Raw genomic sequence first — 12,374 nt, 5'->3', positions numbered from 1 at the left:
ACACCGGGAAAGACGCCAGAGGGGCTATCGATATCCTATGCCATTGCGCGCGGCGCTTTTCCAGAACTATCGGCCAATCCCGGCCGATAGTTCAGCTGGCAAGGACCAGCGCCCAATACCGCTGACTGCTGCCGCTGGCAGCTTCCGAATAGGCAAGACCGAACCGGGTGAACTTCTGATCCAGCATATTGCGGCGATGCGGCGGCGAGGCCATCCACATGGCAAAGAGCCGGTCGAGTTCCATGCGGCCGACGGCGATATTCTCCGCAGCAATGCCGTGGATCTCGTTGTTCCGCACACGGGTGGCAAAATCACGCCCCCAGCCGGTCGTATGGGACATCCGACCGGCGCTGGCCATGTAACCCGCCTGCTGCAGTGCGGCGCTTTCCAGAGAAGAATCGGCGGTCAGGCCAGCCAATCCATTGGAAGAGCGTATATTCTGCACAAGCGATGTCGCTGACGCCGATACACCGGCACTTTTCCCCGGCGTGCGTGTCACTGTCTGGCAGGCGGCCAGCGGCAACAGCGCCGACACGGCGGCGAACCCAAGCACGCTGCGGCGTGACAAATGAAATCTATGGTTGGGCATAAGCAATTCCTGAATGAGGCGCACTGCCGATATCCAGCAATTGTGGCTCATTCAGGCCAAGGCGATGTTTTTGCGTTTAACGCCGGTAGCTCAGCAGCCGCAAAATGATGAAGCACGGCACAACCACGACCGCGCCCAAGAGGAAGTAACCGGCGAAACGCTCGATGGCGCCAAAACCGAGGTTCCAGATGCGGCGGGCAAAATTCTCGAAGCCATACAGAATATCGAGCGGCGACCAGTTGAACGCGTTCATGATCACGCCGACGAAAAGCGATACGAGAATGAGCTTGAGCAGAACACGGCCCGGCGTGTCTCCCAGAAAACGGTTCATCTTGTCCGACATTGATACTCCGATAGCGGCGGCGGCAATTGCAGCGATGGTGTTCACATATGGCCATATGCGGCCCGGTTCAAGCAATTGCACGGCGATAGCGGATTCGCCAAGCGTTCCAGTCGAAATATATCCCGGATAAGGCCGGCAGGACGGTCAAATTGGTTTCAATGCCGATCCTGCACGAAAATATCGACGGTTTTTGCCGCCGCAATGAAGGCTTTTCGGGCTTCGCCGACCGTTCTTTCGCCATTCAGGGCATCATGGCATATTTGTTGTGCGGCGAGATAGCTCGGTCCGTGCCGGGCCGGCCAATCCTCCGACAGAAATTCAGCGGCTTCTTTTACCGAGGCTATACTTCGGTATTTGCCTATCTGCCTGGTTTCTACGGTCACAGATTCAAATGTCAGTTTACGCATGATGTGAGACGCCCAAGAAACAGCCATGTCCCCTCAAGCTTTCATTATATTGGCATTCGATAGTGAGTACAACTCTTCCGGCCGGGCATACCACCAGGCAGGATATGCCTGAAGGCCATTGCCGTGCGACGAGTGCCCTCGATCACAGTGCGTCTGAAGATGATCGCGTTACTTGCCGCATTCTTCGAACAACCTGGAAACAACAGGCAAAAAGTGATCTTCATAGGTCAAGCAGGATTGATAAATACCCGCCGCAACCCTTTCACGTCCGATTTCCTCCCACTCGGGATTTTTCGGTGTGTGCCAATCCGTGACTTGAGAAATCAGCACTTCCCTGTCCATTGCTGCGGGATACTGTTTCAGAATAGAGCGCGCCTCATCAACCAGTGGAAGATAACGCCCCACCGCCGCCAGTTTTCGCGTGCGGGCTTCGCCATCCAAAACCAGTTCACAGACACGATCGCCTTTTGCTCCAGCCGTCGCCGCGGAAAAGAGGAGTTCGGCCGGTTTGCCGCGCGCGGACAGTCGCTTTTGCAGGATCGCGCCCATGGCCGATGCCAGGTCGTGGATTGGATTGTATCCATCACGTGCATCCGCAACTATTCTGTAAGAATGATGCTCTCCAATATCAGCCTCAATTGACGCGATCACTGCCGCGAAAAACCCGTGATCATGACGTGCCAGCGCTTCGTACCAAAGCCTGTCCGAAATATCGCCAAATATCGCGCCTGCAGCGGATCCGGTTTTTTCGATGATTTCCCGGGAATAATGCGTTCGGGACTGTTCCTTGCTCCCAGACCCGTCTGTCAGAAAGAAAACAAGGGGCTTGTTCAATTCCACCCAATGGTGAATGCGCAGCTCATGCCCAGGATGCGCCAAAAGAAGAATACTTAGTGTTTGTTTATTCTGCATTGGTGAAATAGACCATAGCTGCGCAACAAAAGCATCGGGGAAATATAAAGTGCGTGTTCTTATTACAAATTTTGTTTTTGGAATGCGGTCCGGATCTGAAAGTGTCGTCGAACTGCTGGCTGACGCACTTCGAGGCGCAGGCCACCAAGTTATGATTTTTGCCCCGACATTGGTCGGCGACACCAACTGGATGATACAGAAGGGACATCAGATCTATCATGCGATAGATCAGATACCCTATCGGCCTGATGTCATTCATGCCCACCATGTGTCCCCATGCTTTATTGCCATGGCACGTTTTCCCGACGTGCCGGTCGTCTACACCTGCCACAGTTCCGTGTTCGAGATCGAAGCGCCTTTGCTGCACCCGCAGATCAAGCACTATGTCGCCGTAGATGCAGCGTGCAGAGACAAATGTTTGTCCAGAGGCATCCCGGCCAATCGCCTGACCACGATAGAAAACGCCGTTGATTCAGCGCGTTTTATCGCAAGGCCCCCTCTTCCGGACCGGCCCCGGAAGGCGCTCCTGCTTACCAAGGCCAGCGGTCATGCTGAATTGGTGCGGCGCGCGTGTGCCGCAGAGACCATGACCCTTGACGAGCTGGGCCCTGGAACAGGCAAGTTTTCCGATGCGCTTGAGAAGGAATTGCTCAAATATGATTTGGTCTTTGCAACGGCACGCATGGCGCTGGAAGCGGCCTTTGTCGGATGTGCGGTTGTTGTATGTGATGGTCGCGGCTTTGCCGGGCTTCTCACGACCCGCAATGTCGCGGCCTGGCGGAAGAACAATTTTGGTGTGCGGTTGCTCGCCCGGCCGACAACTGTCGGGCTATTGCAGGAAGCGATCCAGCATTTCGACGCCAAGGACGCGGCAGATGTAGCCGATTATCTGCGTGAGCATTCGCCGGCGGACAAATATGTATCCCAATACGAAAAGCTCTACCGTTCGGCCATCAAGGCAGGATCACCCGGCCTGCCCGTGCTTGGTCTTGCCAATGGCCAATGGGCGCAGGAACTCGTTGCAACCGCTGAAAAAAGAACCTGGTTTCGTATCGCCTCTGAAATGCATTGGATGCCGGAAACAGACACTCTCAGGCAAATCCTGGATCAATCAAAATCAGAGATCCTTGCTGAACTGCATTCGGTGACAGAGCGTCATCTGCCCAATTCCCACTCCATGGAAACGCTCGCTCAAACATTGACCACGAAAATCGATAAACTCGATCGTGAAATTTCAACGTCAACGAATATCCTGGTGAGTTTGAAGGCCATGTATCAAGCGCTCATACCATCTCCACTCAGGCGCGTTGGCGCGGTGTTGCGGGCGCGCTCAAAGCGGCACAACAAATCGCCGTAGCCGAAAATATCCGGCGCGAGAACCACCTCAAATGCAAAAGCCCCCGCGTCCGGAGATACGGGAGCTTTGGAATATCGCACCAATCCTGTCGATTGGCCATTTCGGTCTCAGCGGCGGGCGTCCAACAGGTCGTTCACTTTGTCAATTTGCGCCGTCGTGAGTGTCCGATGGAAATCCGTGCTCAATTTGGCTTCAGCAGCTTCGAGGGCCTGCTCCCGCAACGTGGGATCAGTAATGGCGAGGGCTGCTTCGCGGCTGCGTTCGTAAGCGGCGATCTTGCCGACGGAGGAATTGGGGGCTGCCCGCTCCCGTGCCCGCGCGGATGCATGTGCTGCGTTGAGCGGACCCAAGGTATTCTTGTCCAGATCCCTGTCACTCAGATCTGCTTCCTTGGTCTTGGATTTGTCATTTGCATGGTCGCCCTTGGCATTGCCATGGCCTTCGCCGCCATTGCCTTTTCCGCCGCCCTCTCCGCCACCATTGCCATTGCCATTTTTGGCCAGTGCAGAACCGACAAGGCTGTAATTGTCCGTCGTCGAGAGTGCAGTGCCGGCAACCAGCAAACCAAAACATGCAACGGCAACAAAACCGCGCTTCACAAGAGTCATACCCATCTCCTCAATATGTCCCGGTGATCGTTCCCCTGCCGGAACGTTAAGAATCCGTTTAGGGCCATTATGAGGCGCTAATAGCGATAATAGTGCCTGTGATGACGATGGTGCTTCCAATAGCCGGGACGATGGTGCCGATTATTCCAGTGGTGGCGGCGATGGTGATGACCTCTCCAGCCGTGCCGATAATGATGGCGGTGGCCCCAATGCCTGCCGCGATTGTGCTTGTATTTGACCAGCTCCACATTCGAAGCGATCGGCGCGCGTTGGACGGAGATAGGCGAGGCCTGCGCGGATACGATTGATGTCAGGCCCATCACAAGCGCGATGAGGCCAGCAGCCACTAGGGAAAGAATATTCTTCATGACAGCTCCCTCCAGATGATCCCGCTCCACATTACGCCGTTGTCGATGAACATTCAAACAAGTACGCCGCGGCAAGCGAAAAGCAGGCGGGTCTATTCGCCGCGAGGCAATTTTTCGAGCACAAGCTGCAGAGTGGAGGTCAAAACGTCGATATTCTCTTTGCCAGCGACGCTTTCCCAGTTCTGTTGAATACGTTTGCCCGCCGCCATCGCCGTGGGCTGCACCGCCTGCCCCCGGGCTGTGAGAAAGACCAATCGCCCCCGCTTGTCCCGAGGATCGGGGCGACGCTCCACATAGCCAAGCTTTTCAAGCTCTTCTACCGCCTGAGTGATCGATTGTTTGCGGGTTTTTGACAGTTTCGACAATTCGCTGACCTGAATTCCGGACGAAGGCGTAAAGGCCAATACATTCGAATGGGATGGACGGATATCGACGAACCCCGCCTCATCAAGCGCGGTGTCGATGGCCTGCGTCCATTGCTGATGCAGGAGCCGCAGAAGAATTCCGAGATTGGGCGTTGGTGAACTCATCAGCGTGCTGTTTCCTGTTCGTGTGCGGAGCCAGAATCCTTCAGATATTGACAGGTGACTGTCTACACGATATTAGACAGTCACCTGTCAATATCTGAAGAGGATAATCTCATGCCATCCATCTCCATCCTTGATTCAACCCTATACTATGAAGAGATGGGCGTGGGTACGCCCATTGTATTTCTCCATGGGAATCCCACCACATCGCATTTGTGGAGAAACATTACCCCCGCTCTGTCGGGTTATCGCCGTCTCGCTCCCGATCTGATCGGCATGGGGCGCTCGGGCCGCCCCTCCCTCGACTACAGTTTTGCCGATCAAGCCCGATATCTCGACGCCTGGTTCGATGCGCTGGGATTGACCGATGCCATCCTTGTCGGCCATGACTGGGGCGGTACGCTTGCCCTGGATTGGGCGGCGCGTCATCCGGAGCGGGTGCGGGGCGTCGCCTTCATGGAAACAATTCTGCGGCCGATGCGGTGGGCCGATTTTCCGCCGGAGGTTGCAGAACGGTTTCGTGCATTGAAGACGGAGGGGCTTGGCGAGACCATCGTGCTCCAGAGCAATAGCTTCATCGAACAAACCTTGCAGGCAACGGTGCTTTCCGGCCTTTCAAGCGAAGATATCCATGCCTATACGCAGTCATACACCACCCCTGAAAGCCGCCGGGCCATTCTCGAATGGACGCGCTCAATGCCTGTCGATGAGGAACCGGCGGCGGTGATTGAAAGAGTGCGGCATTTCAACACCTGGCTTGCCGACAGTGTCGATGTTCCGAAACTGTTGATTGCGTTCGAAGGATCGGGGAAAAACCTGGCGATCGGGGCGGACATGGTAGCCTGGTGCAGGGCCAACTATGCCAACCTAAGCGTTGTCAATTGTGGTGCCGCCAAACACAATGCACCGGAAGATCAACCCGAGGAAATCGCGCAATCACTTGGCAAGTGGCTGGAGCAGATCAATATTTGACAACCGATTCAACGCGAGGCGGCATCCTTGCTGCCGTCTTGCGTTCCATGCAAACAAGGGATGGAGCGGGTGAAGGGAATCGAACCCTCGTATGCAGCTTGGGAAGCTGCCGTTCTACCATTGAACTACACCCGCCTATGCCCGCAGACTTGCCTCGGGCAGATAACGGGAATGAAAAGCAGCCGGGATCGATAGTCAACCGGATTCGCACATCACCCTGCAAACAGCATGTATATCAGCTGCGGCGCATGCGGCCGGCGATGGCGACAATGCCAAGGCCGATCCAGCCCAGCACCGCAATCAGCAGAAGCGGCGCGGCCGGGATCATCAGCCAGCCCAGCACACCCATGGTGTGAAGCGTATCGCCAATGTCGATGCCGCCCAGCAGACACGGGTGAACGCTGTTCTCATCCACCGTGCAGCCAAGCGTATTGGCGATCGCATAGGTCACCAGGACCGACAACAGCGGCAGCAGCGCAATGAACGTCAGAATGGCGAGCACGACAGCTGCTGCACGCCGTTTCGAGCCGGTTTTCCGAGGCATCGCAAACCTCCAATCCTGCATGACAAATCCCAGGAATACATCCAGGCCGTCAAATCGGCGTCTTGTCAATCAACCGCGGTTCACGACCGGAAATGTTTGGAGAGTTTCAGGCCCTGCGCCTGATAGTTCGAGCCGAGGTCGGTGCCATAAAGGGCCTTGGGCCGCTCCAGCATATGCTCATAGATCAGGCGGCCGACAATCTGGCCATGCTCGAGAATGAATGGCACCTCGTGGCTGCGCACTTCAAGCACCGCGCGGCTGCCGGTTCCGCCTGCTGCGGTGTGCCCGAAACCCGGATCGAAGAACCCGGCATAGTGCACGCGGAATTCGCCGACCAGCGGATCGAACGGCGTCATCTCCGCCGCATAAAGCGGAGGAACATGCACGGCTTCACGCGACACGAGAATGTAGAATTCATCGGGATCAAGCACCAGTTCGCGCGCGCCGCGATCATGGATCGGCTCCCAGAAATCGAAGAGGTCATGCGCCCCGCGCTTGTCGACATCCACCACACCCGTGTGGTGCTTGCCGCGATAACCGACGAGGCCGTTCGCATCGCCGGTCAGGTCGATGGACAGGGCAATGCCGCCGCCCGATATGTTCGGCGTATCCGACGCCACGAGCGTCTCGCTTGCATGCAGTGCGGTCAGTTCCGTCTCGTCGAGCTGTGCCCGTCCGGTGCGGAAGCGTATCTGCGAGAGACGCGATCCTGCCCGCGCGACAATCGGGAAGGTACGCGGGCTGACTTCGAGATAGATGGGGCCATTATATCCCGCCGGCACCTTGTCGAATTCCTGTGCCCCATCAACGATGACGCGGGTGAAAATATCAAGACGCCCGGTCGAACTCTTGGGATTGGCCGATGCCGAAACCCCGGCGGGCAGCGCCAGGCTTTCCAGCAGCGGGACGATATAGACACAGCCGGTTTCCAGCACGGCACCGTGACTGAGGTCGATCTCGTGCAGCTTGAGTTTTTCCAGCTTGTCGATGACCGGCGTTCCCGGACCCGGCATGAAACTGGCGCGCACACGATAGGCTTTCGTGCCCAGGCGCAGGTCCAGACTGGCCGGCTGGATCTGATCGGCGTCGAAATCACGCTCGGTTTTCAGCGCACCGGCCTGATGCAATGCCCTGATGCCACTATCCGCCAGAATGCCCGCTTCACGTATACTCATATCGACCGCCGAAACCTCACACAATTTCCCAAAAGCTTTAGCGTCTCACCCGATTGACGCAAGCCGCCAAGAGGATTAAAGCAATTTTATCCCGTGGTGATTTGGCCGGCCGGCTTGCAGCCACGTTAAACAATTTGCTAAAAGAGGCCCGGTCTCGTCCGGCCTTTTTGCGATTCCCGCAAGGCCGGTTTTTTATTGGCCAGATTCTGGCAGATTGAGAAGACGATGACCACAACCCGTAAGCTGCGCCCCGCGACACAACTCGTTCATGCCGGAACCTTGCGCTCCGGTTTCGGTGAAACATCGGAAGCCCTCTTCCTCACTCAGGGCTTTGTCTATGACACGGCGGAAGCTGCCGAATCCCGCTTCAAGGGCGAAGAACCCGGCTTCATCTATTCGCGCTACGCCAATCCGACAACCGATATGTTCGAAAAGCGCATTTGCGCGCTCGAGGGCGCGGAAGATGCGCGCGCAACGGCTTCGGGAATGGCTGCGGTTGCGGCAGCAATCCTGTGTCAGGTCAAGGCCGGAGACCACGTTCTGGCAGCGCGCGCCCTGTTCGGCTCGTGCCGCTACATCATCGAGACGCTCCTGCCGAAATATGGCGTGGACTTCACCCTGATCGACGGCTCGAGGGCCGAGAACTGGGAAAAGGCCATCCGCCCGAACACCAAGGCGCTGTTCCTGGAAAGCCCGACCAATCCAACACTCGAGATCGTCGATATTGCCGCCGTGGCAAAGGTCGCCAATTCCGTCGGCGCCAAACTGATCGTCGACAATGTGTTTGCGACCCCGCTGTTCCAGAAGCCGCTGGAACTTGGCGCCCACATCGTCGTCTATTCGGCCACCAAGCACATTGAAGGCCAGGGACGCTGTCTTGGCGGCGTCATCCTTTCCGACAAGAAATGGATTGACGAAAACCTCCACGAATATTTCCGCCACACCGGCCCGGGCCTCAGCCCGTTCAATTCCTGGATCATGTTGAAGGGGCTTGAAACCCTGCCCGTCCGCGTCCGCCAGCAGACCGAAAGTGCGGCGAAAATTGCCGACTTCCTCGCGGACCATCCGGCAGTTTCCAGGGTTATTTACCCCGGCCGTGCGGATCACCCGCAGGCGGACATCATCGCCAAACAGATGACCGGTGGTTCCACGCTTGTGGCCTTCGAACTCAAGGACGGCAAGAAGGCGGCCTTTGATTGCGAGAACGGACTGGAAGTGGTGCGGATTTCCAACAATCTTGGAGATTCGAAGAGTCTCATCACACACCCCGCGACAACCACGCACAAAAACCTTACAGATGAAGCACGTGCAGAACTTGGCATTTCGGACGGGCTGCTGCGCCTGTCGGTTGGCCTGGAAGATGCCGATGATCTGATCGAGGATTTCGATGCTGCCCTCAAGGCAGCCAAGTAAGACAGGACCAATCCCGCACTGAAACCAATTTCAGTGCGGGAGCGGTATATTTAAGTATAAACGTTGCAGAATGTTGGCTATTCACATTAAATTTAATCATCTTTATGTATTGTAATGGTTGACGAGACGGCCACGACCCGCAATATCATTGATAAGACAAGGTTTATCATGTATCGCGCAGTCACTCAGAATATTGAAGTAATCGTAGAACCATTCTATCTGGAGGAGCAGTCCAATCCGGAAGAAAACAGATATGTCTGGGGATACCGGATTACGATCGCCAATGAATCCGACGGCACCGTCCGGCTTCGGGCGCGCTATTGGAAAATCACCGATGGGAACGGCCAGATCGAAGAGATTCGCGGCCCTGGTGTCATCGGTGAACAGCCGGTGCTCAATCCCGGAGACTCGTTCCAGTATTCCTCAGGCTGCCCGCTGACAACGACATCCGGTGTAATGGTTGGCCGTTATTCCATGGAAAGCGAAACCGGAAACTTGTTCGACATCGAGATACCGGCTTTTTCGCTTGATTTGCCGGATCAATTGCGGACATTGAATTAATTCTCGACCGGACTGTTGCCTTTGCGGAGCGCAATCGTTGCAAGCGCCGTTTTGATCACATGCATGAGTACACGCCCTGATGACCAGCCAAACTGAAATGCCGTACCTGAAGGCGCTTGCCTGCTCCGTTGTCACCTTTGCCATTGGTGTCGGCGCACTTTTTATGGGCTATGCCCTGCCAAGCATTCAGGCCGGCAAGGCCGGCATGCCGGAACTTCTGGCGCTGGCGCTTGTGCCAGGTCTTGTCGTCGGCCTCTTCGCCAAACGTTCGGCGAAGCCGTGGCCGTTGTGGCTGATCATCGGTGCGTTCCTGATTGTCCTGGTTGCAGTCACCGGTGCCCACGAGGCGCTGGTATCCTGGCGGATCGCCAACGGGCTGCTGAAATAGCAATTCACCTGCGGCGCTTGTGACGCCGCATTACGCCTTCTTGACGAATTCCGTTTTCAGAACCAGGCCTTTGACCTGTTTGGTGTTGCACTCGACTTCACCCTCGCGGCCGTTCAGGCGGATATTCTTGACGAGCGTACCCCGCTTGATCGTCTCAGATGTTCCCTTGACTTTCAAATCCTTGATCAGGGTGACGGAATCGCCGTCCTGAAGCTCATTTCCGTTGCTGTCGCGTACGTCCACAGGGGCAATCCTCGTTTGGATAATCAGTTCTTTGGCAGGAATTCCGCCGGGTCAAACTCGTAATGGGTCGAGCAGAACTCGCAGGTCACGCTGATCTTGCCATCTTCGATGCTGTCCGTGATTTCTTCGGCGGTAAATCCGGAGAGGACGCCTGCAATCTTGTCACGCGAGCAGGAACAATCGTCATTCACCGGCACTGCGTCGAACACGCGGACGCCGCGTTCATGGAACAGGCGGTACAACAGCCGCTCCGCACCCACCTGCGGATCGGTCAGTTCCGAACTCTCGATGGTCGCAACCAGAGCCTTCACTTCAGCCCAATCATCGTCCTCTTCAATATCGTCCTCATCCTCATCGGTATCCGGCGCATCGCCCGCAGGCAGATCCCGCTGGCGGATACGCAGCTCGGATTCCGGCAGGAACTGCACGATCAGCCCTCCGGCGCGCCATTGCTCGACGGGTTTGCCATCCTCGCCGCGCTCTATGAGCTTGGCGACGGACAGGCGGATATCGGTCGGAATCTGCTCCGACTGGCGGAAATAGGTCTTGGCTATTTCCTCCAGATTGGAACCGTCGAGTGCAACGATGCCCTGATAGCGCTGGGTGTACTCACCCTGATCAACCGTCAGCGCCAGCGTTCCCGTCCCCATCAACTGCTCCGGCGAAAGCCGGTGTGCGGCGATCGCCTCGGCCAGCCGGTCTTCGTCATAGCGGGCATAGGCGCGCACCGAATTCGGCGTGCGGAAATCAACCACCAGCATGTCGACAGGCCCATCGGACTGCGACTGGAAAATGAACTTGCCGTCGAACTTCAGTGACGTTCCCAAGAGCACGGTCAGGACAATCGCTTCAGCCAGGAGCTTTGCAACCGGCTCCGGGTAGTCGTGCCGGCTGAGAATATCGTCCAGTGTTGCACCCAATTGCACGGCGCGGCCGCGTGCATCGAGTGTCTCGACTTGGAACGGCACAACCGCATCATCCCCGGCGAAGACGTATTCGTCGGAGCGCTTGGTGATGTCAGGCATATCAGACACGCGGGCGACCTCCTTCGAGACACCAGGCTAGAATGGCTTTTTGCGCATGCAACCGGTTTTCGGCTTCATCGAAAACGACCGAGTGCGGCCCGTCAATAACGGAATCCGTTACTTCTTCGCCGCGATGGGCAGGCAGGCAGTGCATGAACAGGGCATCGGGATGCGCGTGCTTTATCAGGGCATCATTGACCTGATAGGGCATGAACACATTGTGACCGCGCGCACGGCCTTCCTGTCCCATCGAAACCCATGTATCGGTGACGATGCAGTCAACGCCCTCGACAGCCGCGATAGGATCGGACGTCAGCTTGACATTGCCGCCGGCGCTATTGGCCCAGGCGAGATATTTGCTCTCGGGCTCGCTGCCTTCCGGCGTGGCAATGTTCAGGTTGAAATCAAAGCGCACAGCCGCTTCGACGAGCGAATGCAGCACATTGTTGCCATCGCCTGTCCAGGCAAACGTCTTACCCTTGACCGGACCGCGATGCTCTTCGAACGTCATGATATCGGCCATGATCTGGCATGGATGCGTGTCGTCCGTCAGGGCATTGATGACGGGAACCGTGGCATTCTCAGCCATTTCGATCAGCCGGTCATGGGTCGTCGTGCGCATCATGATGATATCGACGTAGCGCGAAAGCACCTTTGCTGTATCCGCAATGGTCTCGCTGCGTCCAAGCTGCATTTCGGAACCGGTGAGCATAATGGTTTCGCCGCCCAGCTGGCGCATGCCGACATCGAAGGACACACGGGTCCGCGTCGAAGGCTTGTCGAAAATCATTGCAAGCACCTTGCCTGCAAAGGGCTTCTCAATATTGCCTGCCTTGAGGCGGTTCTTGCGCGCGCGCGCATCATCAAGAATGGAACGCAACACACCGGAAGAAAGCGCCGAGATGTCCGTGAAGTGACGGAGGTCCTGCTTGATTGTCATGA

Annotated in this window: 17 protein-coding genes, 1 tRNA gene and 1 riboswitch; of the genes, 5 read left to right on the top strand and 13 right to left on the bottom strand. The window is 56.6% G+C overall.

Annotated elements, in window-relative coordinates; all coding sequences use genetic code 11:
• Positions 1–91 precede the first annotated feature (91 nt).
• The 4 genes from AC1Q5O_RS25070 to AC1Q5O_RS25055 all read right to left on the bottom strand — a co-directional run bounded on the left by AC1Q5O_RS25070 (position 92) and on the right by AC1Q5O_RS25055 (position 2,251).
• Positions 92–589: a CAP domain-containing protein gene (locus AC1Q5O_RS25070; protein ID WP_492566757.1), complete on the bottom strand. Its 498-nt coding sequence runs from the start codon at positions 587–589 to the stop codon at positions 92–94.
• 76 nt (positions 590–665) lie between these two features.
• Entirely contained in the window at positions 666–932 is a 267-nt protein-coding gene (locus AC1Q5O_RS25065; protein WP_346307005.1) for a DUF6460 domain-containing protein, read from the bottom strand.
• Positions 933–1,087: 155 nt separating this feature from the next.
• A complete protein-coding gene (locus tag AC1Q5O_RS25060; RefSeq protein WP_223611866.1) occupies positions 1,088–1,339 on the bottom strand; it encodes a DUF982 domain-containing protein in 252 nt (83 codons plus the stop codon).
• 168 nt (positions 1,340–1,507) lie between these two features.
• A complete protein-coding gene (locus tag AC1Q5O_RS25055; protein WP_492566755.1) occupies positions 1,508–2,251 on the bottom strand; it encodes a hypothetical protein in 744 nt (247 codons plus the stop codon).
• A 49-nt stretch (positions 2,252–2,300) separates the two neighbouring features.
• On the opposite strand from AC1Q5O_RS25055, the gene AC1Q5O_RS25050 reads away from it, so the two are divergent.
• Entirely contained in the window at positions 2,301–3,608 is a 1,308-nt protein-coding gene (locus AC1Q5O_RS25050) for a glycosyltransferase (protein WP_492566753.1), read from the top strand.
• Positions 3,609–3,715: 107 nt separating this feature from the next.
• Here AC1Q5O_RS25050 and AC1Q5O_RS25045 read toward each other — a convergent pair whose 3' ends face one another.
• The 3 genes from AC1Q5O_RS25045 to AC1Q5O_RS25035 form a co-directional block, all read right to left on the bottom strand.
• Positions 3,716–4,216, bottom strand: a complete 501-nt coding sequence (locus tag AC1Q5O_RS25045; protein WP_492566751.1) for a Holotricin-3 precursor — start codon at positions 4,214–4,216, stop codon at positions 3,716–3,718.
• A 77-nt stretch (positions 4,217–4,293) separates the two neighbouring features.
• Positions 4,294–4,584 (bottom strand): hypothetical protein, encoded by a 291-nt coding sequence (locus tag AC1Q5O_RS25040; RefSeq protein ID WP_403169881.1) that lies wholly within the window; start codon positions 4,582–4,584, stop codon positions 4,294–4,296.
• A gap of 92 nt (positions 4,585–4,676) precedes the next feature.
• Positions 4,677–5,114: a MarR family winged helix-turn-helix transcriptional regulator gene (locus tag AC1Q5O_RS25035; protein ID WP_403169878.1), complete on the bottom strand. Its 438-nt coding sequence runs from the start codon at positions 5,112–5,114 to the stop codon at positions 4,677–4,679.
• A gap of 90 nt (positions 5,115–5,204) precedes the next feature.
• Here AC1Q5O_RS25035 and AC1Q5O_RS25030 point away from each other — a divergent pair, with 90 nt between their 5' ends.
• Positions 5,205–6,083: a haloalkane dehalogenase gene (locus AC1Q5O_RS25030; protein WP_492566925.1), complete on the top strand. Its 879-nt coding sequence runs from the start codon at positions 5,205–5,207 to the stop codon at positions 6,081–6,083.
• 61 nt (positions 6,084–6,144) lie between these two features.
• On the opposite strand, the gene AC1Q5O_RS25025 is transcribed toward AC1Q5O_RS25030, so the two are convergent.
• From AC1Q5O_RS25025 to AC1Q5O_RS25015, 3 genes are all read right to left on the bottom strand, one after another.
• Positions 6,145–6,218, bottom strand: a tRNA-Gly gene (locus AC1Q5O_RS25025).
• A 100-nt stretch (positions 6,219–6,318) separates the two neighbouring features.
• Complete coding sequence (locus tag AC1Q5O_RS25020; protein ID WP_492566748.1) at positions 6,319–6,627, bottom strand: hypothetical protein; 309 nt, start codon at positions 6,625–6,627, stop codon at positions 6,319–6,321.
• 80 nt (positions 6,628–6,707) lie between these two features.
• Positions 6,708–7,802, bottom strand: coding sequence for a 2'-deoxycytidine 5'-triphosphate deaminase (locus tag AC1Q5O_RS25015; protein WP_492566746.1), 1,095 nt, complete (start codon positions 7,800–7,802; stop codon positions 6,708–6,710).
• An 83-nt stretch (positions 7,803–7,885) separates the two neighbouring features.
• A riboswitch (SAM riboswitch) is annotated at positions 7,886–7,965 on the top strand.
• Positions 7,966–8,027: 62 nt separating this feature from the next.
• Here AC1Q5O_RS25015 and AC1Q5O_RS25010 point away from each other — a divergent pair.
• From AC1Q5O_RS25010 to AC1Q5O_RS25000, 3 genes are all read left to right on the top strand, one after another.
• A complete protein-coding gene (locus tag AC1Q5O_RS25010) occupies positions 8,028–9,215 on the top strand; it encodes an O-succinylhomoserine sulfhydrylase (protein WP_492566744.1) in 1,188 nt (395 codons plus the stop codon).
• 168 nt (positions 9,216–9,383) lie between these two features.
• Entirely contained in the window at positions 9,384–9,776 is a 393-nt protein-coding gene (apaG, locus tag AC1Q5O_RS25005) for a Co2+/Mg2+ efflux protein ApaG (protein ID WP_105736766.1), read from the top strand.
• Positions 9,777–9,855: 79 nt separating this feature from the next.
• Entirely contained in the window at positions 9,856–10,164 is a 309-nt protein-coding gene (locus AC1Q5O_RS25000) for a hypothetical protein (protein ID WP_492566742.1), read from the top strand.
• A gap of 30 nt (positions 10,165–10,194) precedes the next feature.
• Here AC1Q5O_RS25000 and AC1Q5O_RS24995 read toward each other — a convergent pair whose 3' ends face one another.
• Genes AC1Q5O_RS24995 through argF form a run of 3 tightly spaced genes read right to left on the bottom strand, consistent with a single transcriptional unit; the run spans position 10,195 to position 12,372 of the window.
• The gene (locus AC1Q5O_RS24995; RefSeq protein WP_162800123.1) at positions 10,195–10,407 is read right to left on the bottom strand and encodes an alkylphosphonate utilization protein; all 213 of its coding nucleotides are present in this window, start codon (positions 10,405–10,407) and stop codon (positions 10,195–10,197) included.
• Between the two features lie 23 nt (positions 10,408–10,430).
• Entirely contained in the window at positions 10,431–11,432 is a 1,002-nt protein-coding gene (locus AC1Q5O_RS24990) for an Hsp33 family molecular chaperone (RefSeq protein WP_464663193.1), read from the bottom strand.
• A gap of 1 nt (position 11,433) precedes the next feature.
• Positions 11,434–12,372 carry an ornithine carbamoyltransferase gene (gene argF / locus AC1Q5O_RS24985; RefSeq protein ID WP_492566739.1) on the bottom strand — a complete coding sequence of 313 codons (939 nt, stop codon included), beginning with the start codon at positions 12,370–12,372 and terminating at the stop codon, positions 11,434–11,436.
• Positions 12,373–12,374 lie beyond the last annotated feature (2 nt).

The sequence above is a fragment of the Phyllobacterium sp. MT110 genome (genome assembly GCF_058792715.1).
The sequence above is the reverse complement of the archived record's forward strand: the minus strand, read 5'-3'. Positions and strand labels throughout refer to the sequence as shown.

Coding starts and splice junctions, on each gene's coding strand:
- AC1Q5O_RS25035 (WP_403169878.1), bottom strand. CDS start 5,114: ATGAGTTCACCAACGCCCAATCTCGGAATTCTTCTGCGGCTCCTGCAT.
- apaG (WP_105736766.1), top strand. CDS start 9,384: ATGTATCGCGCAGTCACTCAGAATATTGAAGTAATCGTAGAACCATTC.
- AC1Q5O_RS25015 (WP_492566746.1), bottom strand. CDS start 7,802: ATGAGTATACGTGAAGCGGGCATTCTGGCGGATAGTGGCATCAGGGCA.
- AC1Q5O_RS25055 (WP_492566755.1), bottom strand. CDS start 2,251: ATGCAGAATAAACAAACACTAAGTATTCTTCTTTTGGCGCATCCTGGG.
- AC1Q5O_RS25040 (WP_403169881.1), bottom strand. CDS start 4,584: ATGAAGAATATTCTTTCCCTAGTGGCTGCTGGCCTCATCGCGCTTGTG.
- AC1Q5O_RS25060 (WP_223611866.1), bottom strand. CDS start 1,339: ATGCGTAAACTGACATTTGAATCTGTGACCGTAGAAACCAGGCAGATA.
- argF (WP_492566739.1), bottom strand. CDS start 12,372: ATGACAATCAAGCAGGACCTCCGTCACTTCACGGACATCTCGGCGCTT.
- AC1Q5O_RS25045 (WP_492566751.1), bottom strand. CDS start 4,216: ATGACTCTTGTGAAGCGCGGTTTTGTTGCCGTTGCATGTTTTGGTTTG.
- AC1Q5O_RS25010 (WP_492566744.1), top strand. CDS start 8,028: ATGACCACAACCCGTAAGCTGCGCCCCGCGACACAACTCGTTCATGCC.
- AC1Q5O_RS25020 (WP_492566748.1), bottom strand. CDS start 6,627: ATGCCTCGGAAAACCGGCTCGAAACGGCGTGCAGCAGCTGTCGTGCTC.
- AC1Q5O_RS24990 (WP_464663193.1), bottom strand. CDS start 11,432: ATGCCTGACATCACCAAGCGCTCCGACGAATACGTCTTCGCCGGGGAT.
- AC1Q5O_RS25070 (WP_492566757.1), bottom strand. CDS start 589: ATGCCCAACCATAGATTTCATTTGTCACGCCGCAGCGTGCTTGGGTTC.
- AC1Q5O_RS25000 (WP_492566742.1), top strand. CDS start 9,856: ATGACCAGCCAAACTGAAATGCCGTACCTGAAGGCGCTTGCCTGCTCC.
- AC1Q5O_RS25065 (WP_346307005.1), bottom strand. CDS start 932: ATGTCGGACAAGATGAACCGTTTTCTGGGAGACACGCCGGGCCGTGTT.